A 21,050-nucleotide genomic window follows, 5' to 3' on the forward strand; every position below is an offset into this window, starting at 1 on the left:
TCCGCAATCCCCCTCGGCACGGTCCACCCGCGCCGCCGGTCAGCGCAGCGCGCCGGCCAGCTCACGCAGCTCGTTGTCGCGGGCGTCGCCCACCACGATCACCGTACGGCCCGGTTCGAGGAGCACCAGGGCCTGCTCGTTGCCCCGCCCGGTGTACCGCTGCCAGTTCGCCCCGCCCAGGTCGGCCGGCCCCTGCGGCTGACCCTCGGCGGTCAGCTCGGCGGGGATCAGCCGCTGCGGCGGCACGGTGCTCTGCACCAGCTGGGCGCCCCGGCCCTCCGGAGTGAGATACCCCACCCGCAGCGTCGCGCCGTCCTCGACGGTACGGAAGCCGGCGCTCACCGTACGCCAGCCGTCGCCCAGCCCGGACGGCTCGGCGACGGGGAAGACGTTCGCGGCGCGGGCCTGCTCGTAGGCGGGGGCGGCGTCGACCGTGGTGGGCTGCTCGCCGCCGAGGAAGCCCCGGTAGAAGGCGAGCAGCAGGGCGATCGGCACCAGCAGCACCAGCAGCGACAGGGCCATGTCCTTGGGCGAACGCTCGGAGCGGGGCCGCTCCGGGCGGCCGGGAGGCGCCGTCGCCGCCCGGTCCGGCGACCCGTCCCCGGCGACCGGCGCCGACTCGGGCTCCCCGGCGACGGGTGCCGGCTCGGGCTCGCCGCCGGCGACCAGCGCCGGCTCGGGCTCGCCGCCGGCCGGCGTGCCCGCGTCGCCGCCGGGCGCGGACCCGGTGGGTGCGTCGTCGGCGGCCGGGGGCACCGGCGGCCGGCCGTCCGGCGGGGTCGGGTCGGCGGGTACGCGGTCGGCAGGCTGTGCGGCTTCCACCGGCCCATTCTCGCAGCCGCCCGGTGGGGCGATCCCGCCCACCATCGCCCCGCCCCGCCCCCGGACCTGGCATCGTGTGAGGATCAGCGACACAGCCGGCAGGGGGCGACCTGCGTCCCCGCCTGCCCACCCCGCACCGTCGCGAGGAGGAAGCCGCCATGACGAACACCAGGACGCGGGTCCCGCAGGACCTCGACCGTAACCTCGCCCTCGATCTGGTCCGGGTCACCGAGGCCGCGGCGATGGCCGCCGGCCGGTGGGTCGGCCGGGGCGACAAGGAGGGTGGCGACGGGGCAGCCGTCGACGCCATGCGCAAGCTGATCAACTCGATCCAGATGCGCGGCGTCGTGGTGATCGGCGAGGGCGAGAAGGACAACGCCCCGATGCTGTTCAACGGCGAGCAGGTGGGCGACGGCACCGGCCCCGAGGTGGACGTGGCGGTGGACCCGGTCGACGGCACCACGCTGATGAGCAAGGGCATGCCCAACGCGCTCGCGGTGCTCGCCGTCTCGGAGCGGGGGGCGATGTTCGACCCGAGCGCCGTGTTCTACATGGAGAAGCTGGCCGTCGGCCCGGCGTACGCCGACGTGGTGGACATCGAGGCCGGGCCGGCGGAGAACATCAGGCGGATCGCCAAGGTCAAGGGCACCGAGGTCGCCGAGGTCACCGTCTGCGTGCTGGACCGCTCCCGGCACGACGACCTGGTCGGGCAGATCCGGCGGACCGGGGCGGGCATCAGGTTCATCTCCGACGGCGACATCGCCGGGTCGATCGCCGCCGCCCGGGGCGAGTCGGGCGTCGACGTGCTGATGGGCATCGGCGGCACCCCGGAGGGGATCATCTCCGCGTGCGCGCTCAAGTGCATGGGCGGGGCGATGCAGGCCAAGCTCTGGCCGCAGGACGCGCAGGAGCGGGAGAAGGCGCTCGCCGCCGGCCACGACCTGGACCGGGTGCTCGGCACCGACGACCTGGTCACCGGGGACAACTGCTTCTTCGTGGCGACCGGGGTGACCTCCGGTGACCTGCTGCGCGGGGTGCGGTACCAGGCGGGCGGGGCGTACACCCAGTCGATCGTGATGCGCTCCAAGAGCGGCACGATCCGGGTGATCGACTCGTACCACCGGTTGGAGAAGCTGGCCCTCTACTCGGCGGTGGACTTCGACGGCAGGCCCCTGGCAGAGCAGGAGTGACCGTTTCCGGCACCGCCGCCCCTCCCGTCCTGTCCGCCACCCGGCGGATCGCCGGCATCGGGTTGGCCACCGCCGCCGGCGTCGGCGTGGCCGTGCAGTCCCGGATCAACGGCGAGCTGGGCGTACGCCTGGCCGACGGCATCGCCGCCGCGGTGGTCTCCTTCGGCCTGGGGCTGCTGGTGCTGCTGGTGCTGGTCCCGGCCCTGCCCGGGGGGCGGCGCGGGCTGGCCGAGCTGCGCGGGGCGCTGCGGTCCGGAGCCCTGCGTCCCTGGCAGTTGCTGGGCGGGGTGTGCGGGGCGTTCCTGGTCGCCACCCAGGGGCTCACCATCGGTGCGCTCGGCGTGGCGGTGTTCACCGTGGCGGTGGTGGCCGGGCAGTCGGCCAGCAGCCTGGCGGTGGACCGGGCGGGCATCGGGCCGGGCGGGCGGCAGCCGGTGACGCGCTCCCGGCTGGCCGGTGCGGTGCTGACCGTGCTGGCCGTGCTGCTGGCCGTCGGTGACCGGCTCGGCGACCCGGGCACCCTGGTGCTGGCCCTGCTGCCGTTGCTGGCCGGGTTGGGGCTGGCCTGGCAGCAGGCGGTCAACGGGCTGGTCCGGGCGGCGTCGGGCAGTGCCCTCGTCGCCACCGGAGTCAACTTCGCCGTCGGTACGGTGGCTCTGCTTGTCGCCTTCGGCGTGGACCTGGCGGTCCGGGGTGCTCCCGGTGGTGCGCTGCCGACCGAGCCGTGGCTGTACCTGGGTGGCCCGATCGGCATCGTCTTCATCGCGGTCGCGGCGGCCATCGTCCGGTTCACCGGGGTCCTGCTGCTGGGGCTGGCCACCATCGCCGGCCAGGTCGTCGGGGCCGTCGTGCTGGACGTGGTGCTGCCGACGTCGGCGTCGCACCCGGGCCCGGCCACCCTGGCCGGCGCGCTGCTGACCCTGGTCGCGGTGCTGGTGGCGGCGCTGGGCCCGGCCCCGCGCCGCTGACCCGCCCGACCCCGACCGTCCGTGTGGGTGGGTGGGTGGGCGGGCCGGCGGCGGTCAGCGGGCCGCACCCGCCCGGGTGGGCGTCCCGTGGGTGGCGGTGAGGGTGCGGACGGTGTCGGTCAGCGCCTCGTGAAGCGGGGTCGGGGTGATGCCGAGGACGGCGGTGGCCCGGGTCGAGTCCATCACGAACGGCCTGGCGAACTGGTGCGCGGTCTCCCGCAGCTCGCGGGCGAAGGGGTCGGTCAGGCCGCCGAGCCAGAGCAGCGGGTAGGGCAGCCGGGTCAGCTTCGGCGGCGGCGCGTCGGCCAGTTCGGCCGCCCGGACGGCCAGCTCACGGACGCTCGTCGGCGCGGGGCTCGGCACGTGCCAGGCGTGCCCCCAGGCCCGCTCGTCGGCCGCGGCGGCGACCAGGGTACGCACCACGTCCCCGACGTACGTCCAGGTGTGCGGGGCGTCCCAGTTCACCGGCAGGAGGACCCGCCGGCCGGCGAGCACCTTCGGCAGCACCAGCGGCAGCAGGGAGTTGCCCTCGGCACCGAGGTAGTCCGAGCCGCGTACCTCGGTGGTCCGGACCCGGCCGGCGCGGTGGGCGGCGAGCGCCTCGGTCCACATCCGGTTGCGGACGCGTCCCTTGGTGCCGGTGGCGGCGAGCGGGGTGTCCTCGGTCATCGGCGCGTCGACCGGGCCGTAGCCGTAGAGGCAGCCGACGGTGGCGAGCACCGCGCCGGTGCGCCCGGCGGTGGTGAGCAGCGCGTCGGCCAGCGGCGGCCAGTCGGTGGCCCACCGGTGGTAGGCGGGGTTGGCGCAGTTGTAGAGCGCGACCGCCCCGTCGGTGAGGGTGGTCAGCCGGTCGGTGTCGGCGGCGTCGGCGGCGATCCGCTCGATCGCCGGGTCGGCGGGGCCGGTGCCCCGCCGGGTGACGAGCCGGACCTGTTCGCCCCGCTCGGCGAGGTGGTGTGCGGTGGCGGAGCCGACCGGGCCGGCACCGACGATCACGTGCAGCGACATGGGAGAACCTTTCGAAGCAGTAGACCGGATCGAGAGCACTGCTCTCGTTGAGCTGCGTCCAGCATGGCCGACCCGATCCCCCAGAGTCAAGAGCAGTGCTCTCTATTTTGATTGGCGCTCTGCCGCGTGGCAGAGTAGGTGCATGCCGGCTTCCTCGATCCGCGCCCGGGTCCGCGCCGAGATGATCGACGAGATCAAGGCGGTGGCCCGCCGACACCTCGCCAGTGACGGAGCCGACCTGTCACTTCGGGCGGTCGCCCGGGACATGGGGATGGTCTCGTCGGCGATCTACCGCTACTTCCCCAGCCGGGACGACCTGCTCACCGCGCTGATCATCGAGGCGTACCAGGCGCTCGGCGACGCGGTGGAGGCCGCCGACGCCGCCGTGGACCGGGCCGACCTGCGCGGCCGCTGGCACGCCGTCTGCCGGGCCGCCCGCACCTGGGCGCTGGCCCACCCCGCCGAGTACGCCCTGCTCTACGGCAGCCCGGTGCCCGGGTACGCCGCCCCCGTCGACACCGTGCTCCCCGCGCAGCGCCCGCCGCTGACCCTGCTCGGCATCCTCCGCGACGGGGTGGCCGCCGGCCGGATCACCCCGCCCGAGGACGACCTGCCCGAGCCGGTCCGGGCCGACCTGGCCGAGATCGCCGACGGTCTCTTCCCCGGCCTGCCCGAGGCCCTGCTCGCCCGGGGCATGGCCGGCTGGACCCAGCTCTTCGGGCTGATCAGCTTCGACCTCTTCGGCCGCCTCGACCCGGTCGTCCCGCACCGGGACGCCTACTTCGACCACCAGACCGCCCTGATGGCCGACCTCGTCGGCCTGCCCTGACCAGGCATGCCCTGACCAGACCCGCCGGGCCGGTGCCCCGGGCCGGCCGCACCCGGCCGCGGCTGGTCGACCCGTCAGCCGGCGTCGGAGGAGTGGCCGGGGAAGAGGTGGGCCGCCGGGTCGATGGCGACGGCGGCGTTGTTGACGGCGGTGGCGGCCTCGCCGAAGCCGGTGGCGATCAGCCGCACCTTGCCCGGGTACTCGGTGATGTCACCGGCGGCGAAGACCCGGGGCAGGTTGGTCGCCATCGCGCTGTCCACCACGATGTGCCGGCGGTCCAGCCGTAACCCCCACTCGGCCAGCGGCCCCAGGTCGGCGGTGAAGCCGAGCGCCGCGACCACCGTGTCGACCGGCAGCGTCTCGGCCGCCCCGCCCCGGACGGTGATCTCGGCGGCGGTGACCGTGTCGTCGCCGTGCAGCCGGGTCACCTCGGCGTTGACCACGACCCGCACCGGCAGTGACAGCACCCGGGCCACGGTCGCGGCGTGCGCCCGGAACCGCTCCCGGCGGTGCACCAGGGTCACCGAGCGGGCCAGCGGTTGCAGGGTGGCCGCCCAGTCGAACGCCGAGTCACCGCCGCCCACGATCAGCACGTCCCGGTCGGCCAGCGCGGTCGGTTCCGGTACGAAGTAGACGATCCCGCCGCCGACGAAGCTGTCCGCGACCGGCAGCGGGCGCGGGGTGAAGCTGCCCAGCCCGCCGGTGACCAGCACCGCACCGCAGCGCAACTGCTCGCCGCCGGCCAGGCCCAGCACCGGCCGGCCGTCGGTGTGGGCGAGCTTCTCGGCCCGGGTGCCGAGCAGGTACTCCGGGTGGTAGGGCGCGGCCTGGGCGAGCAGGTTGGCGACCAGGTCCCGGCCCTTGACGGCGGGGAAGCCGGCGACGTCGAGGATCAGCTTCTCCGGGTACATGGCGGTGATCTGCCCGCCCGGCTCGGGCAGCGCGTCGACGACCGCCACCGACAGCCCCCGGAAACCCGCGTAGTACGCGGCGAACAGCCCGGTCGGGCCGGCTCCGATCACGGCGACATCGACCTCGCGCATGGGCGTACCGTCGCTTTCCGCTGGCGATCAACGTGCGCCGCGCCGGTGGCGGGCGACGCGTGCTGCTGCCGACGGTAGGCCCGACGTGCGGCCCGGGCAAGCATGACCGCCACCGCCACGCGGGCCGGGCGGGTCGCCCGCTCAGGGCGTCAGGGTGGACTCCACCCGGTACTCCTGGTACGGATCGTACGGGCGGCGACGCCGGAACAGGATCGCCGCGACCACCCCGCCGAGCAGCCCGAACAGGTGCCCCTGCCAGGAGATCCGCTCGTCGGTGGGGAGGATGCCGAGCAACTGCCAGCCGTAGAGCAGGCCGACCAGCAGCACCACCCCGAAGTTCCACCAGCTCCGCTCGACGATGCCCCGGGTGAACAACAGGCCCAGGTAGCCGAAGATGACCCCGCTCGCCCCGACGACCACCGAGTTGGGCGAGCCGGTGAACCAGACGCCGAGCCCGCTGACCAGGACGATGACCAGGGTGGACCAGAGGAACCGGCGGGTGCCGGCGGCCAGCACGAAGGTGCCGAGCAGGATCAGCGGGATGCTGTTGCTGTAGAGGTGGTCGAAGCCGTGGTGCAGGAACGGCGAGAAGAACACCCCGTCGAGCCCCTGGATGCGCTGCGGGATGATCCCGGCGGCCACGTCGAGCCCGAAGCCGAGCCCCTGGTCGAGGGCCTCGATGAGGAAGAGGAACGGCACCACCGCGCACATGGCGACGAAGGCCCGGCCGAGCGACGCGTAGAACGCCTCGGTGCCGAACCGGTCGGGGTCGCCGCCCGTCGGGTGCAGGGTCACCCCACCATGGCTATCAGCATTCTCCGCCGACCGCCACCCGGGTCCCGTGCCGGGCGGGGCTACGCAGACGGCGGGGCGGGTGGTCGCCCACCCGCCCCGCCGTCTGTGTCGTCGCTCAGTACCAGCCTTCGCTCTGGCTCTTGGCCCAGGCGCCGCACGGGTTGTCGTACCGGCCCTCGATGTAGCCGAGGCCCCACTTGATCTGGGTCACCGGGTTGGTCCGCCAGTCGCTGGCGACCGAGCTCATCTTGCTGCCCGGCACCGCCTGCGGGATGCCGTACGCGCCGGACGAGGAGTTGCTGGCCTTGGGGTTCCAGCCGCTCTCCTTGTTCCAGAGCTTGTCCAGGCAGGGCATCTGGTCGATCTTGAAGCCCGCCTGGAGGAGCATCGCGCAGCCGGTCTTGCGGTGCCCGCTGTACGAGCTGCACGAGGCGGGGACCGGGCCGGCGTACGCCTTGATCTTCCCGTCCTCCGCCTTGGCCTTGGCCTCGGCCTCACGTTCCTTCTTGCGCGACGCGGCGGCGGCCTCGGCGGCCTTGGCCCGCTGGGCGGCCTCCTTGGCCGCCGCGGCGGCCCGCAGCTTCGCCTGGTACTCGGCGGCCCGCTGCTTGGCGGACTCCCGCCGGTGGTCGGCCTGCCGGTCGCGTTGGTAGTCGTACTCGACCTGGTCGACCTGGAGGCCGACCTGCGCGGTCAGGCCCTGTTGCTGGGTTTCCCGGTCTTCGCCCAGATAGAAGCCGCCGGCAACGCCCACGGAGAGCAGTGCGACGGCGGCCGTACGGGCACCGAACCGGCTCCACAGCCGACTCACGAAGTGTCCCTTCGTCGGGGGCAAGGACGCGGCGCGGACCGGCCCTCGACGGGCGCGGTCGTGCCGCGAGCGCCCCGACCTGAGCCGGTCGCCACCGACGCACCGGCGGGGGGTGGCTGCCCGTCCCAGGAGGGGACGAACGGTCACCAACACCCCCACCGGGACGTGGACGCTCGTGGGACACGATTGCGCACAGTGAGGCTGATGGGAAACCCACCGGCCATTTTGTGACCTGTGCCACAAAGTGAATGCGGACGATGAGGGGCGGACCTCGCCCCCACGACGGTCAGCCCGGGATGTCCTCCAACAGATCCGTCACCATCGCCGCGATCGGGGACCGCTCGGACCTGTTCAACGTGACGTGCGCGAAGAGCGGATGACCCTTCAACGCCTCGATCACCGCCGTCACCCCGTCGTGCCGCCCGACCCGCAGGTTGTCCCGCTGGGCGACGTCGTGGGTGAGGACCACCCGCGAGCCCTGCCCGATCCGGGACAGCACGGTGAGCAGCACGCCCCGCTCCAACGACTGGGCCTCGTCGACGATGACGAAGGCGTCGTGCAGGCTCCGGCCCCGGATGTGGGTCAGCGGAAGGACCTCCAGGATGCCCCGCGAGGTGACCTCCTCCAGCACGTTCTCGTGCACCACCGCCCCGAGGGTGTCGAACACGGCCTGCGCCCAGGGCGACATCTTCTCCGACTCGGACCCGGGCAGGTAGCCCAGTTCCTGCCCGCCGACGGCGTAGAGCGGCCGGAAGACCACCACCTTCTTGTGCCGGCGGCGCTCCATCACCGCCTCCAGCCCGGCGCACAGTGCCAGGGCCGACTTGCCGGTACCGGCCCGGCCCCCCAGCGACACGATTCCGATGGACTCGTCGAGCAGCAGGTCCAGCGCGATGCGCTGCTCGGCCGAGCGGCCGTGCACACCGAACGCCTCACGGTCGCCGCGCACCAGCCGGACGGTCTTGTCCGGCAGCACCCGGCCCAGGGCCGAGCCCCGGGTGGAGTGCAGCACCAGGCCGGTGTGGCAGGACAGACCGGCGGCGGCGTCCAGGTCGAGGCAGTCCCCGGCGTAGAGCCGGCCGATCTCGTCCTCACCCAGTTCCAGCTCGGCCATCCCGGTCCAGGTCGGATCGCTGGCCTGGCCGTGCCGGTACTCGTCGGCCCGCAGCCCGACCGAGGCGGCCTTGACCCGCAACGGCATGTCCTTGCTGACCAGCGTCACCTCCCGCCCCTCGGCGGCCAGGTTCAGCGCCACCGACAGGATGCGCGCGTCGTTGGACTCGTTGCGGAAGCCGGGTGGCAGGACGCCGTCGTCCGAGTGGTTCAGCTCCACGGTGAGCGTGCCGCCAGACTCGTTGGCGGGCACCGGACGGTCCAGTCGACCGTGCCGGACCCGCAGCTCGTCGAGCATGCGCAGGGCCTGGCGGGCGAACCAGCCCAGCTCCGGGTGGTGTCGTTTGCCCTCCAACTCCGAGATCACCACGAGCGGCAGGACCACCTCGTGCTCGGCGAAGCGGTGGAAGGCCGCCGGGTCGGACAGGAGCACCGACGTGTCCAGAACGAACACCTGGCCGGCTGGGCCGGGCTCCTCGGGGCCGGGCGGGGCGGCGGCCGCCGGGCGGCGGCTCCGGGTGGCTCGGCGGGTCGTGGCAGTCGCGGCCGGGATCTGGTCGACACCGGCGGGCGTACGGCGAGTCGTCACAGGCCTGCTCCGACGGACGGGCATCCGCCATCCGCGTTCCGCCTCCTCCGGTGCCCGGGGACACGGGGTCGGATGCGGAACCCCGTGCGCGAGGTCGCAGATCCGGGCGGCCGGCTGACCCGGGAAAACCCCGGGTCATGCCTAGACGCTAGCGGCGCCGGGCCGCCTCGGCTAGAGGGCGGACGAGGATCTCCCCCGCAGCGGGCGCGCCCCGCCCGGTGGGCGGCGCGGACCGGCCGGGATGCCTGCCCCCTGCGCGCATCCCGGCCGGTGGACCCGCGTCACCGGGCGACGCGGGTCGGTGTCGGTACGCCGTACCGACGGCTGTCGGCTCCCGCGGGTTCAGCCGGACCGGCGGACCAGGGTGCCGGTCGGGTGCCGCCCGGCGACCGGGCCCGGCGGGCTGGCGAACGAGGAGCCGGTGTAGGTGGTGCCCCGGCGGACCGCGGGGGTGGGACGCCACCCGGCGTCGGCCGGCACCGCCGGGGCGGTGAGCGCCGAGGCGAGCACGGCCTGGGCGTCGCGCCGCCGCCGGTTCCAGGCGCCCCGGTCACCGTCGAAGTAGCCCTGCCGGTAGCCGAAGCGGTACCCGATCCGGTAGCTGAGCTGGCCGTGCAACCGGCCGGCGGCATAGCTGGCCGCCCCGAGGACGAGGACGAGGAACAGGGCGAGCAGGGGGCTCATCGGGCGGCTCCGGTGGGCCGCGGCGGCCTGGTCACCGGTCCTCCGGCTCGGCCGGGCTCGGGTCGACGACCAGCAGCCGTTCCAGGTCCTCGGTGCTGACCTCCTCGACCAGTTCGACGCTGATCCGGCAGCCGTCCAGCACGACCTCGGCCATCGAGGAGCGGCGGATCTCGCCGCCGGCGTCGTAGACCCGGACGCTCATCTCCGGGCAGCCGAGATGGGTCCGCCAGGCGTTCCACTCGTCGCGGTCGCCGACGCTCAGTGACAGGTAGCGGCAGCCCCGGGCGAGGTAGAGCCGCCACGGCGCGCTCAGCCCGGCGGCGACCCCCTCCGCGATCAGGCCGAAGGCCTGGGCACGGGTCGCGAGTTCGGTCACCGGATCCCCCTCGCACCGGGAGCGTGACGCATGTGAGCACTGATCGTCTCAAGCACGTGACACACCGTAGGTTGTCCCATGAGCGTGACAGTATCAGCTTTTCGTCCGGTTCCCGACCGCCTCGCCTGGCGGTATTATGCCCAGGTGAGACCCCTTCGTACCGGTCCCCGGGCGGGCAGGGTCGACCCGGCGAGGCCGTCTCATATGCGTTACAAAGATCCGCCCCGGGCAGCCCGGACGGGCACAACGGTCGTACGGTTTCGGGGTGACCGAGACCGCCCCCGCCCGGAAGATCGCATTCGCCACCTTCGTTCGTCGGGCGCTCGACGATGCCCGGGCGATGCGCGCCTGGACCGGCACCGAGGTCTCCCGCCGCACCGGCGTCTCCCGCCAGACGATCAACAGGTGGGTCCGCGGCGACTGGGCCAGCGACCCGGAGGCCGAACGGGTGGTGGCGTTCTGTGAGGGGCTGGGTCTCAACCCGGCCGCCGCCTTCGCCGCCCTCGGCTGGGACCGCGCCGCCACCCCCCGGGGCGCCCCCGGGGCTCCCCCGATGGACCCGGACGTCGAGGCGCTGCTGCGCCGGCTGGTCGACCCCGCCGTGTCGGACGCGGAGAAGTTCCACATCCGGGAAACCATTCGTTACCTCGCATACCGCCCCACTCTCCCGCTCGATGCCCGAAAGGGCGGAGAGCAGGCCGGGTAGTTCCTCAGATGGCGAAAGAACGCCTGAGCAGACCCGATCGTTTCGCTCCGGGCCGGCAACGGGCACGCTAGCGTCCCTATTCGTACTGCTTGGGCTCGTCGTCGGCGGGGGGACGGGACAAGGCCGAACTCAGCCCTGCGGGACAGAAGGAGGGGTCTGTCCATGACCCTGAAGTGGTGGGCAGTCGTGGTCGCGGCAGTCTCCCTGACCGCGTGCGTGACCGCGAACCTGGTGGTCGGCGTGGGCGGGAACGGGCAGATCCCGCTGGTGTTCAACCTCTTCGCCCTGACCGTAGCCGGCACCGCCGTCGTCCTGGCGGTGGTCGCCGAGTTGCACGACCGGCTCGACGACCGGGTCAGCGCGCTCACCGAGTTCCTGGTGGCGCGGCTCAACGAGATCGAGACCCGCACCGGCGACCGGAACACCGGTTTCGTCGAGGGTTACCTGCTCAACCAGGGCCGAGAGGCCACCGTGGTGCCGTTGGGACGGCGGGGGCGGGGAGCCGCCGAACGCTGAGCGATATTCGGAGACCACACACCCCGGCGGTGTCAAGAAGCCACTCCGAAGCCACGAACCAGCCGCCGCCCCCGGGGTACGCTTTCGCGCGTGCCGCCGTTGAATCTGGGTAACCAGCAGCCGCAGACCCCGCTGGATGCTGAGCACGCCTGGCGTACCACCGCCGAGCGGGCCGCCGACACCGTCCTCTTCTTCGACTTCGACGGCACCCTCGCGCCGGTCGACGACGACCCCACCGCGGTACGCCCCGCACCCAAGGTGCTCGCCGCCCTGGAGGCGCTGGCCCCGGTGGTGCAGCGGGTGGCGATCGTCTCCGCCCGGCCCGTCGACTTCCTCCGTGACCACCTCGGCGGTCTCACCGGGATCGACCTTTACGGACTGTACGGACTGGAGCACAGCCACTCCGGCGGCGAGACCGTCACCGAACCCGCCGCGCTGCCCTGGGTGCCCACCATGGCCGAACTGGCCGACCGGGCCCGCGCCGAACTCCCCGCCGGGGCGCTCGTGGAGTTCAAGCGGCTGAGTGTTGCGCTGCACTGGCGTACCGCGCAACAGCTCGGCCCGGCGGTCGAGCAGTGGGGGCGGGCGCAGGCCGAACGGCTCGGGCTGCGGGTGCAGGCCGGCCGGATGGTGCTGGAACTGAAGCCTCCCGTCGACCGGGACAAGGGTCTGGTCATCGGCGAGGTGGTCCGGGACGCCGGTGGCGCGTGGTATTTCGGCGACGACGTCTCCGACATCAAGGCGTTCGCGGCGCTGCGCGCCCGGTCCGCCGCCGACCCGGGGTTCCTCGGCATCTGCGTGGCGGTGGCCAACCCGGAGACCGGCCGGGAGGTGGCCGAGGCCGCCGACCTCACCATCGACTCCCCCGCCGCGCTGGGCGACTTCCTCACCCGGGCCGTGGACCACCTGACCTGAGCACGCGGCCGGCGACCCGGGGGCCGGGCCACCCCGGCCGGTCAGGTGCCGTAGCGGCGTTGCCGGGTGCCGTAGGAACGCAGGGCGCGCAGGAAGTCGACCCGCCGGAAGTCGGGCCAGTTCAACTCGCAGAAGTAGAACTCCGAGTGCGCCGACTGCCAGAGCATGAAACCGGACAGGCGTTGCTCGCCGCTGGTCCGGATGATCAGATCCGGGTCGGGCAGGCCCCGGGTGTAGAGGTGCTCGGAGATGTGGTCGACGTCCAGCGTGCCGGCCAGTTCCTCGATGGTGCCGCCCTTGGCCGCGTGCTCCACCAGCAGCGACCGCACCGCGTCGGTGATCTCGCGCCGGCCGCCGTAGCCGACGGCGATGTTGACCTGCGCGCCGCCGGTGCGTTCCCGGGTGCGTTCCTCGGCGGCCTTGAGCGCCTGGGCGTGCTGGGTGGGCAGCACGTCGAGCGCGCCGACCATCCGCAGCCGCCAGGGGTTGCCCTCCTCGGCCAGCTCGGTGGTGAGATCCTCGATGATCTGGAGCAGCGGGTCCAGTTCCTCCGCCGGCCGGGACAAGTTGTCGGTGGAGAGCAGCCAGAGCGTGACGTGGCCGACACCGGCCGCGTCGCACCAGCGCAGCAGCTCCTTGATCCGCTCGGCACCCATCCGGTGCCCGTCGTTCGGGTCGACGAAGCCCATCTCCCGCGCCCACCGGCGGTTGCCGTCGCACATCACGCCGACGTGCCGGGGCACCGGTCGACCTGCGAGCCTGGCCGTCAGCCGGCGCTCGTAGACGGAGTAGAGGAGTTTCCGCAGAGTCATCACCTTGCAGGGTAGCGACCCGCACCGAACATCAGTGCCTCGGTGGCGCACTCCGTACGTGATCAAGAGAAATACGTCGTCGGCGGGCCGTCCACTGACCGAAATCTCTTGATCACCGGGGCTGGGGGCGGGGGACGCGTGGTCAGCGGGGTGGGGCGGTGGAGGCCGGGGTGGCGGGGGCACGGTGCAGGGCGTAGAGGGCCAGGGTGGCCGCGGCCAGCAGGGGCGCGCCGTCACGGACCAGGCCGTCCAGGCCGAGCAGCCACCAGCACAGCGGCAGGTTCACCGCGAGCACGCCGAGGGTGATCGTCACCAGCAGGCGGCGGGCCCACCGCCTGCCGCGCAGCAGGAACGCCGTACAGAACAGCACCAGATAGCTGACCACGATGCCGGCGGCGAACCAGGCCAGCACCACCGGCACGACGGCGAGCCGGCCGTCCAGTACCGCGCCGCCCGCCACCAGCGCCGGCACCAGCATCAGCGGGCTGTACGTGAACGCGGCCACCCGGCTGGTCAGCAGCCAGCCGGTCACCTGAGGACGTTTCGGGGCCACCTCCCGCCAGCTGATCGTGCCGCCCTCGACGACCAGGCCCCGGCGGTGGCGCACCAGGTGCCCGGCGACCGCGTCGCTGCGGTGGAGCAGCACGACCACGGCGACGCAGAGCGCGGTGAGCACGGCGAAGCCGACCAGGCCGGGCAGCGGCGGGACCCCCTGCCGGGGCACCACCAGCCGGCCGACCGCGAAGACCGTGGTCACGGCGAGGATCAACCCGAACGGCTTCGCCCCGGCCCGCCCCCGGTTCACCTGCCCGATCAGCACCAGGAAACCCAGCGACCGCAGCATCGCCCAGCCGGTGCGGACCGCCAGGCCGAACTCCTGCTCCGGGGCGTACCACCAGTTGAGCAGCTCGACCGCGACGGTGGCGGCGGCGGTCGACGCGAGCAGGGTGGTGAGCGCCCGGACGGCGGACGGCCGCCGGACCGGTGTGGTCACGGCGGCCGTCCTCATGGCTTCCGGTCTTGCCCGGTACGGGCGACCGGCACACCTGCTACCGGGTCTGCTCCGCGTCGAGCCGGGCGCGCAGCGCGTCCAGCTCCGACCAGAGGACGGCCGGCAGCTTGTCACCGAACTTCTCGAACCACTCGGTGACCAGCGGCAGTTCGTTGCGCCACTCCTGCGGGTCGACCTTGAGGGCGATCCGGACGTCCTCCGGGGTCATGTCGAGCCCGTCGACGTCCAGCGCGTCGGCGGTCGGGACCATGCCGATCGGGGTCTCGACCGCGTCGGCGGTGCCCTCGATCCGCTCGACGACCCACTTGAGCACCCGCGAGTTCTCGCCGAAGCCGGGCCAGAGGAAGTTGCCCTCGGCGTCCTTACGGAACCAGTTCACGTAGTAGATCTTGGGCAGCTTGGCGGCGTCGCCGTCGACGCCCTTGCCCATCTCGATCCAGTGGTTGAAGTAGTCACCGGCGTGGTAGCCGATGAACGGCAGCATCGCCATCGGGTCGCGGCGCACCACGCCCACCGCGCCGGACGCGGCGGCGGTGGTCTCCGAGGACAGCGTCGCCCCCAGGTACACCCCGTGCACCCAGTCGCGGGCCTCGGTGACCAGCGGGATGGTGTCCCGGCGACGGCCGCCGAACAGGATCGCGTCGATCGGCACCCCGTTCGGGTCGAAGTAGTCGTCGGCCAGGATCGGGCACTGGGTGATCGGGGTGCAGAACCGGCTGTTCGCGTGGGAGGAGAGGTTCTCGCTCTCCGGCGTCCAGTCGTTGCCCTTCCAGTCGATGAGGTGGGCCGGCGGCTCGCCCATGCCCTCCCACCAGATGTCGCCGTCGTCGGTGAGGGCGACGTTGGTGAAGATCGAGTTGCCCCGGTCCAGCGTCCGCATCGCGTTGGCGTTGGTCTTCCAGTCGGTGCCCGGGGCGACGCCGAACAGGCCGTACTCCGGGTTGACCGCGTAGAGGCGGCCGTCGGGGCCGAACCGCATCCAGGCGATGTCGTCGCCGATGGTCTCGACCTTCCAGCCGGGGATGGTCGGCTCCAGCATGGCCAGGTTGGTCTTGCCGCAGGCGGACGGGAACGCGCCCGCCACGTGGTAGACCCTCCCCTCCGGCGAGGTGATCTTGAGGATCAGCATGTGCTCGGCGAGCCAGCCCTCGTCACGCCCCATCACGCTGGCGATCCGCAGCGAGTAGCACTTCTTGCCGAGCAGCGAGTTGCCGCCGTACCCGGAGCCGAACGACCAGATCTCCCGGGTCTCCGGGAAGTGCGAGATGTACTTCGTCTCGTTGCACGGCCAGGCGACGTCGGACTGGCCGGGGGCCAGCGGGGCGCCGATGGAGTGCAGCGCGTGCACGAAGTCGGCGTCGTCGCCCATCGCGTCGAGCACGCTGGCACCCATCCGGGTCATGATCCGCATCGAGGCGACCACGTACGGACTGTCGGTGATCTCGACGCCGAACATCGGGTTCTCGGCCTCGACCGGGCCCATGCAGAAGGGGATGACGTACATCGTCCGGCCGCGCATCGCACCCCGGTAGAGCTCGGTCATCGTCCGCTTCATCTCGGCGGGCGCCATCCAGTTGTTGGTGGGGCCGGCGTCCGCCTCGTCCACGGAACAGATGAAGGTGCGCTCCTCGACCCGGGCGACGTCCGTGGGGTCGGTGCGGGCGTAGAAGGAGTTCGGCTTCTTTTCCGGGTTCAACCGGACGAGGGTGCCGTTGTCGACGAGTTCGTCGGTGAGACGCCGCCACTCCTCGTCGGACCCGTCCACCCAGACCACCCGGTCGGGGGTGGTCAGTTCCGCGATCTCCCGGACCCAGGCGAGCAGCTTGGGGTGGGTCGTGGGGGCCTGATCGATCCCCCGCACAGTAGCCGGAGCAACCATGACTCATCTCCTTGTGGTCGACGCTGACCGATTTATGGGATGCACGAGTCTCGGCGGACGCGGGCCGCGTCGCCTTCGTGGAAACCTGGGATTGGCCTCAGCGTAAACCGGGCGGACCCGCGAGTCAGTGGGACTGGTTGTGAAGAACTGCACAAGGTACGGCCCGGCTGCGGTAACACGAGCTGATACCCGCTTTCACGCGCACTTTCACGCAAATCCTTCGACGAACTGTCGGCGGGCGCGGGACCGCCCCAGGGACAACGGGGGACCCGGGTCGACCCACGGCGCGGCGACGGCTCGCCGGTGGCACCCCGTCCGCGTCGCCGGTTACCGGTACGCTCGCGAGGTGGCCGCGACGATGACCGGGGACCAGCCGGGTGCCCCGCAGACCCGCCCGGGTCTGGTTCGTACGCTGCTGGACCGGTTCGGCCACCTGCTGCGTGAGTTGAGCAAGTTCGCCACCGTGGGCGGGGTGGCCTTCCTGGTCGACTTCGCGCTGTTCAACTACCTCACGCTGGGGCGCGGCGTCGAGCCGGTGACCGCGCGGGTCGTCTCCACGGTGATCGCGGCGACCGTCGCGTTCGTGGGTAACCGGTTCTGGACCTGGCGGCACCGGGTCCGCTCCAACCCGGCCCGCGAGTACGCGCTGTTCTTCTTCTTCAACGCGGTCGGCCTGGGCATCGCGGTGGCCTGCCTGGCGGGCAGCCGTTACGGGCTGGGCAGCATCTGGCCCGGCGTGTTCCGCACCCCGCTGGCCGACAACATCGCCAGCTACGTGGTGGGCACCGCGCTCGGCACGCTGTTCCGGTTCTGGTCGTACCGACGGTTCGTCTTCGTCGAAGCGGGAACTCCCGCCGTCACGGAGGCGACCAGCGACCCGTCGTCCGGGTCGTGACCGGTCGCCCATCCCGTCCAGCCGGAGTTCCCGGCACCGTCCTCAGCCCTAAGGTGTTGCGCATGCGTCTTGTCCGTCTGCTGCCCGAGCGCTGGCAGAAGTTCATCCGCGAGGCGCTCAAATTCGGCATCGTCGGGGGCGTCAACACCGTCATCAATTACGCGGTGTTCAATGCCCTGGCACTCACCGTTTTCGTCGACGGTCAACTGAAGGCGACGGTCGTCGCCACCATCGTGGCGACGATCACGTCGTATCTGATGAATCGTCACTGGACGTACCGCGATCGACCCAAAGCGGCGCTCCAGCGCGAATACGCCCTGTTTTTCCTGTTCAACGGCGCCGGTCTGATCATCGAACTCGGTGTCCTCGCCGCCGCCAAGTACGGCCTGGGGTTCAACAGCCTGCTCGCGCTCAACGTGGCCAAGACCGGCGGCGTGCTGCTCGCCACCCTGTTCCGGTTCTGGTCCTACCGGACGTTCGTCTTCCAGCCGGTCCCCAAGCACGCCGAGGAGACCTGGCACTCCATCAAGCGGGACGAGTGGGACACGATGGCCGAGCTGGACCCGGTCGCCGAGCTGGCCGAATCGGTCAGCGAGCTGGAGGAGGCCCAGAGCCGGGCCGAGGACCGCACCACCCCGGCGACCGGCACTCCGGCCCCGAGCGTCGAACCGGTGTTCAAGCAGGGTCGGGGCGGCACCCTCGGCCCGGCCGTCGCCAGCGGCGACCTGGAGGCGGAACTGGCCGCCGAGCTGCACGCCGGCACCACCCCCCGCACGCCGCGCCCCTGACCGGCCCGGGGACAACCGGGGCCGGCGGGCCGGCCCGGGGATCAGCCGCTGGTGTCCCGCAACGGCTTGCCCTCCCGCATGTCGGCCAGGATGTCGCGCATCTCCCCGTCGCCCAGCGTGTGCTTGTCGTGCTGCGCCTCCACCAGCTCGTAGAGGGTGGTCTGCACCCGGTCGACCCGGGGCACGTCGACGAGCACCGACTGCCCCCGCTCGCCTGCCGACTCGATGGTGAGCGTGCCGCAACCCAGCAGCCGTTCGGTGAACCGCTGGGTCATCGAGTGGTCGTTGATCCGGGCCAGCGGCAGGTCCCGCCGGTGCCGGGAGAAGACGCCCTCCTGGAGCAGCACCCGCTCGTTGGTGAACAGGTAGTGCGTGCTGCGCCAGACCAGGAACGGCCACAACCCCAGCCAGAGCACCGCGATCAGGAACAGACCGGCGACCACGGCGAGCACGAGCGCGCCACCGTCGCCGTCGGGCAGCAGGAGCCAGCCCGCCACCACCGCCGCGACACCGAGGACCAGCACCAGGACCGGCCGCAGCAGCGCCTTCGGGTGCGGGTGCAGGTGCAGGACGACGTGCTCGTCCTCGGTGAGCACGTCTTCGGGGAACGCCACGGGAACCTCCTCGGCGACAATCGGACGCGCTGACCGTAACCGGTCGGGGCGACCCACCGGATCAGCCGGGCGGCCCGCCGTGCACCCCGCGCACGAACCGACCGTGGTCCACCCGGTCACCGCAGGTGCAGCACGTCCCCGGCGGCCAGCCGGCGCTCCCCGGCAACGGTGTCGACCAGCAGGTGCCCGTCGACGTCCACCCCGGTGGCGAGCCCGGTCAGGTCGGTGCCTTCGGGCAGCAGCACCCGCACCCGGCGGCCCACCGTGACGCAGGAGGCCAGGTACGCCTCCCGCAGGCCGCACGCGTCGGCGTCCCCGCCGGCCAGCCGCCACCTGTCGTACCAGTCGGCGAGGGCACGCAGCAGGGCCCGCAGCAGCGGGTCCCGGTCGGTGGCGGTGGCCCCGGCCAGTTGCAGCGAGGTCGCCGGCAGCCCGGTCGGGTTCTCCGGCAGCTCGTCGGCGCGCAGCGTCACGTTCAGCCCGATGCCGAGCACGATCGCGGGGGGCTCCGCCGCACCGGCGGCCGGCACCGCCTCGGCCAGGATGCCGGCGCACTTGGCGTCCCCGATCAGCAGATCGTTGGGCCACTTCAGACCGGCGTCCAGTTCGGCCAGCCGGGAGACCGCCTCGACCAGCGCGACCCCGGCGAGCAGCGGCAGCCAGCCGTACCCGGTGGGGGCGGCCGGCGGCCAGTCGCGGGCGGTGACTGCCTCGCCGGGCCGCAGCAGCACGCTCGTCGCGAGACCCGCCCGGGGCGGCGACTGCCAGGCCCGGCCGCGCCGGCCCCGGCCGGCGGTCTGCCGCTCGGCGACCACGACCAGGCCCTCCGGTTCGCCGGCCCGCGCGGCGTCGGCCGCGTCGGCGTTGGTCGAGCCGGTCTCCGGCCGCAGGTCCAGCCGACGCCAGGGGCCCGACGGCGCGGTCAACGCCCGGGACAGCCGCGCCGCCGACAGCGGCGGTCGGTCCAGATCGGTGTACGGCGAACCCGGCATCCCGCCAGCCTACGGCCCGGGTCGACACCGCCGCCCGATCCGCCTCCGGCGCAGGCCGGTGAGGCGTACTGCACAGCGGCGTCGGCCTGAACCATCGTTATATTCCCAGGGTGACTACCGAGACCGGGACCAACATCCACAGCACCGCGGGCAAGCTGGCGGACCTGGAGCGCCGGGTCGACGAGGCGGTGCACGCGGGCGCACACGGCGTCGAGAGGCAGCACGCGCGGGGCAAGAAGACCGCCCGGGAGCGGATCGACATGCTCCTGGACGAGGGCTCCTTCGTCGAGCTGGACGAGTTCGCCAGGCACCGGTCCACCAACTTCGGGCTGGACCGCACCCGCCCGTACGGCGACGGGGTGGTCACCGGCTACGGCACCGTCGACGGCCGGCAGGTCTGCGTCTTCGCGCAGGACTTCACCGTCTTCGGCGGCTCCCTCGGCGAGGTCTTCGGCTCCAAGATCGTCAAGGTGATGGACCTGGCCATGAAGATCGGCTGCCCGGTGGTCGGGATCAACGACTCCGGCGGGGCACGCATCCAGGAGGGCGTCGTCTCGCTCGGCCTCTACGGCGAGATCTTCTTCCGCAACGTCCGGGCCAGCGGGGTCATCCCGCAGATCTCCCTGATCATGGGCCCGTGCGCGGGCGGCGCGGTCTACTCCCCGGCGGTCACCGACTTCACCGTGATGGTCGACCAGACCTCGCACATGTTCATCACCGGCCCGGACGTCATCAAGACGGTCACCGGCGAGGACGTCGCGATGGAGGAGCTGGGCGGCGCGCGTACCCACAACACCCGCAGCGGCAACGCCCACTACCTGGCCACCGACGAGGACGACGCGGTCGACTACGTCAAGGCGCTGCTGTCCTACCTGCCGTCGAACAACCTCGACGAGCCGGTGGTCCTCGACGCGCCGGCCGACCTCGACGTCACCGACGCCGACCGGGAACTCGACACGCTGATCCCCGACTCGGCCAACCAGCCGTACGACATGCACCGGGTCATCGCGCACGTCCTCGACGACGGCGAGTTCCTGGAGGTGCAGCCGCTCTACGCGCAGAACATCGTGGTCGGCTACGGCCGGGTGGAGGGCCGTCCCGTCGGGGTGGTCGCCAACCAGCCGATGCACTTCGCCGGCACCCTGGACATCGCCGCCTCCGAGAAGGCCGCCCGGTTCGTACGCACCTGCGACGCGTTCAACATCCCGGTACTGACCTTCGTGGACGTTCCCGGGTTCCTGCCCGGCACCGGCCAGGAGTGGGACGGCATCATCCGCCGGGGGGCGAAGCTCCTCTACGCGTACGCCGAGGCGACCGTCCCGAAGGTCACCGTGATCACCCGCAAGGCGTACGGCGGGGCGTACGACGTGATGGGTTCCAAGCACCTCGGGGCGGACCTCAACTTCGCGTGGCCGACGGCGCAGATCGCGGTGATGGGCGCGCAGGGTGCGGTGAACATCCTCTACCGGCAGGAACTGGCCGCCGCCGAGGACCCGGCCGCCGTCCGCGCCGAGCGGATCGCCGAGTACGAGGACACCCTGGCCAACCCGTACGTCGCCGCCGAACGCGGGTACGTCGACGCGGTGATCCCGCCGCACGAGACCCGGACCCAGATCGTCCGGGCGCTGCGGGTGCTGCGGACCAAGCGGGAGACGTTGCCGCCGAAGAAGCACGGCAACATCCCGCTGTAACC

At 72.5% G+C, this 21,050-nt stretch carries 22 protein-coding genes; 9 read left to right on the top strand and 13 right to left on the bottom strand.

Annotation, left to right across the window (positions count from 1 at the left end; genetic code table 11):
• Positions 1-39 precede the first annotated feature (39 nt).
• A complete protein-coding gene (locus ACN260_RS25210; protein WP_422753356.1) occupies positions 40-822 on the bottom strand; it encodes a DUF4245 family protein in 783 nt (260 codons plus the stop codon).
• 158 nt (positions 823-980) lie between these two features.
• Between ACN260_RS25210 and glpX the strand changes: the two genes are divergently transcribed.
• Positions 981-2,012 carry a class II fructose-bisphosphatase gene (gene glpX / locus ACN260_RS25215; RefSeq protein WP_422753357.1) on the top strand — a complete coding sequence of 344 codons (1,032 nt, stop codon included), beginning with the start codon at positions 981-983 and terminating at the stop codon, positions 2,010-2,012.
• The gene (locus ACN260_RS25220) at positions 2,009-2,980 is read left to right on the top strand and encodes a DMT family transporter (RefSeq protein ID WP_422753358.1); all 972 of its coding nucleotides are present in this window, start codon (positions 2,009-2,011) and stop codon (positions 2,978-2,980) included. Before glpX ends, ACN260_RS25220 begins: the two co-directional genes overlap by 4 nt.
• A gap of 54 nt (positions 2,981-3,034) precedes the next feature.
• Here ACN260_RS25220 and ACN260_RS25225 read toward each other — a convergent pair whose 3' ends face one another.
• Complete coding sequence (locus ACN260_RS25225) at positions 3,035-3,988, bottom strand: NAD-dependent epimerase/dehydratase family protein (protein ID WP_422753359.1); 954 nt, start codon at positions 3,986-3,988, stop codon at positions 3,035-3,037.
• Between the two features lie 142 nt (positions 3,989-4,130).
• Between ACN260_RS25225 and ACN260_RS25230 the strand changes: the two genes are divergently transcribed.
• Positions 4,131-4,817: a TetR/AcrR family transcriptional regulator gene (locus tag ACN260_RS25230; protein WP_422753360.1), complete on the top strand. Its 687-nt coding sequence runs from the start codon at positions 4,131-4,133 to the stop codon at positions 4,815-4,817.
• Between the two features lie 74 nt (positions 4,818-4,891).
• Here the strand turns inward: ACN260_RS25230 and ACN260_RS25235 are convergent, their stop codons facing one another.
• From ACN260_RS25235 to ACN260_RS25260, 6 genes are all read right to left on the bottom strand, one after another.
• Positions 4,892-5,860, bottom strand: a complete 969-nt coding sequence (locus tag ACN260_RS25235) for an NAD(P)/FAD-dependent oxidoreductase (protein ID WP_422753361.1) — start codon at positions 5,858-5,860, stop codon at positions 4,892-4,894.
• A gap of 141 nt (positions 5,861-6,001) precedes the next feature.
• On the bottom strand, positions 6,002-6,655 hold the full coding sequence (locus ACN260_RS25240; RefSeq protein WP_422753362.1) for a rhomboid family intramembrane serine protease: 654 nt from the start codon (positions 6,653-6,655) through the stop codon (positions 6,002-6,004).
• Between the two features lie 115 nt (positions 6,656-6,770).
• Positions 6,771-7,466: a transglycosylase SLT domain-containing protein gene (locus ACN260_RS25245; protein ID WP_422753363.1), complete on the bottom strand. Its 696-nt coding sequence runs from the start codon at positions 7,464-7,466 to the stop codon at positions 6,771-6,773.
• A 286-nt stretch (positions 7,467-7,752) separates the two neighbouring features.
• Positions 7,753-9,168 carry a PhoH family protein gene (locus ACN260_RS25250; RefSeq protein ID WP_422753364.1) on the bottom strand — a complete coding sequence of 472 codons (1,416 nt, stop codon included), beginning with the start codon at positions 9,166-9,168 and terminating at the stop codon, positions 7,753-7,755.
• Between the two features lie 342 nt (positions 9,169-9,510).
• A complete protein-coding gene (locus tag ACN260_RS25255) occupies positions 9,511-9,852 on the bottom strand; it encodes a hypothetical protein (RefSeq protein ID WP_422753365.1) in 342 nt (113 codons plus the stop codon).
• A 31-nt stretch (positions 9,853-9,883) separates the two neighbouring features.
• Positions 9,884-10,228 carry a hypothetical protein gene (locus ACN260_RS25260; protein WP_088643976.1) on the bottom strand — a complete coding sequence of 115 codons (345 nt, stop codon included), beginning with the start codon at positions 10,226-10,228 and terminating at the stop codon, positions 9,884-9,886.
• Positions 10,229-10,493: 265 nt separating this feature from the next.
• Between ACN260_RS25260 and ACN260_RS25265 the strand changes: the two genes are divergently transcribed.
• The 3 genes from ACN260_RS25265 to otsB all read left to right on the top strand — a co-directional run bounded on the left by ACN260_RS25265 (position 10,494) and on the right by otsB (position 12,365).
• The gene (locus tag ACN260_RS25265) at positions 10,494-10,934 is read left to right on the top strand and encodes an XRE family transcriptional regulator (protein ID WP_422753366.1); all 441 of its coding nucleotides are present in this window, start codon (positions 10,494-10,496) and stop codon (positions 10,932-10,934) included.
• A 162-nt stretch (positions 10,935-11,096) separates the two neighbouring features.
• A complete protein-coding gene (locus ACN260_RS25270) occupies positions 11,097-11,450 on the top strand; it encodes a hypothetical protein (protein WP_422753367.1) in 354 nt (117 codons plus the stop codon).
• A gap of 90 nt (positions 11,451-11,540) precedes the next feature.
• Positions 11,541-12,365 (top strand): trehalose-phosphatase, encoded by an 825-nt coding sequence (gene otsB, locus ACN260_RS25275; protein ID WP_204927483.1) that lies wholly within the window; start codon positions 11,541-11,543, stop codon positions 12,363-12,365.
• A gap of 41 nt (positions 12,366-12,406) precedes the next feature.
• Here the strand turns inward: otsB and ACN260_RS25280 are convergent, their stop codons facing one another.
• The 3 genes from ACN260_RS25280 to ACN260_RS25290 form a co-directional block, all read right to left on the bottom strand.
• On the bottom strand, positions 12,407-13,177 hold the full coding sequence (locus ACN260_RS25280; RefSeq protein ID WP_422753368.1) for an isoprenyl transferase: 771 nt from the start codon (positions 13,175-13,177) through the stop codon (positions 12,407-12,409).
• Between the two features lie 142 nt (positions 13,178-13,319).
• Complete coding sequence (locus ACN260_RS25285) at positions 13,320-14,186, bottom strand: hypothetical protein (RefSeq protein ID WP_422753369.1); 867 nt, start codon at positions 14,184-14,186, stop codon at positions 13,320-13,322.
• A 40-nt stretch (positions 14,187-14,226) separates the two neighbouring features.
• Positions 14,227-16,068, bottom strand: a complete 1,842-nt coding sequence (locus tag ACN260_RS25290; RefSeq protein ID WP_422753370.1) for a phosphoenolpyruvate carboxykinase (GTP) — start codon at positions 16,066-16,068, stop codon at positions 14,227-14,229.
• 139 nt (positions 16,069-16,207) lie between these two features.
• Between ACN260_RS25290 and ACN260_RS25295 the strand changes: the two genes are divergently transcribed.
• Together ACN260_RS25295 and ACN260_RS25300 are read left to right on the top strand one after the other, a co-directional pair.
• A complete protein-coding gene (locus ACN260_RS25295) occupies positions 16,208-16,963 on the top strand; it encodes a GtrA family protein (RefSeq protein ID WP_422753371.1) in 756 nt (251 codons plus the stop codon).
• Positions 16,964-17,025: 62 nt separating this feature from the next.
• Positions 17,026-17,751, top strand: coding sequence for a GtrA family protein (locus ACN260_RS25300; RefSeq protein WP_422753372.1), 726 nt, complete (start codon positions 17,026-17,028; stop codon positions 17,749-17,751).
• Positions 17,752-17,792: 41 nt separating this feature from the next.
• On the opposite strand, the gene ACN260_RS25305 is transcribed toward ACN260_RS25300, so the two are convergent.
• Both ACN260_RS25305 and ACN260_RS25310 read right to left on the bottom strand, forming a co-directional pair.
• On the bottom strand, positions 17,793-18,365 hold the full coding sequence (locus ACN260_RS25305) for a PH domain-containing protein (RefSeq protein WP_422753373.1): 573 nt from the start codon (positions 18,363-18,365) through the stop codon (positions 17,793-17,795).
• 116 nt (positions 18,366-18,481) lie between these two features.
• On the bottom strand, positions 18,482-19,357 hold the full coding sequence (locus ACN260_RS25310) for a biotin--[acetyl-CoA-carboxylase] ligase (protein ID WP_422753374.1): 876 nt from the start codon (positions 19,355-19,357) through the stop codon (positions 18,482-18,484).
• Positions 19,358-19,467: 110 nt separating this feature from the next.
• Between ACN260_RS25310 and ACN260_RS25315 the strand changes: the two genes are divergently transcribed.
• Positions 19,468-21,048 (top strand): acyl-CoA carboxylase subunit beta, encoded by a 1,581-nt coding sequence (locus tag ACN260_RS25315; RefSeq protein WP_422753375.1) that lies wholly within the window; start codon positions 19,468-19,470, stop codon positions 21,046-21,048.
• The last annotated feature ends 2 nt before the right edge of the window (positions 21,049-21,050 follow it).

This window comes from Micromonospora sp. WMMD708, assembly GCF_049315245.1.
GTDB lineage: Bacteria > Actinomycetota > Actinomycetes > Mycobacteriales > Micromonosporaceae > Micromonospora > Micromonospora wenchangensis.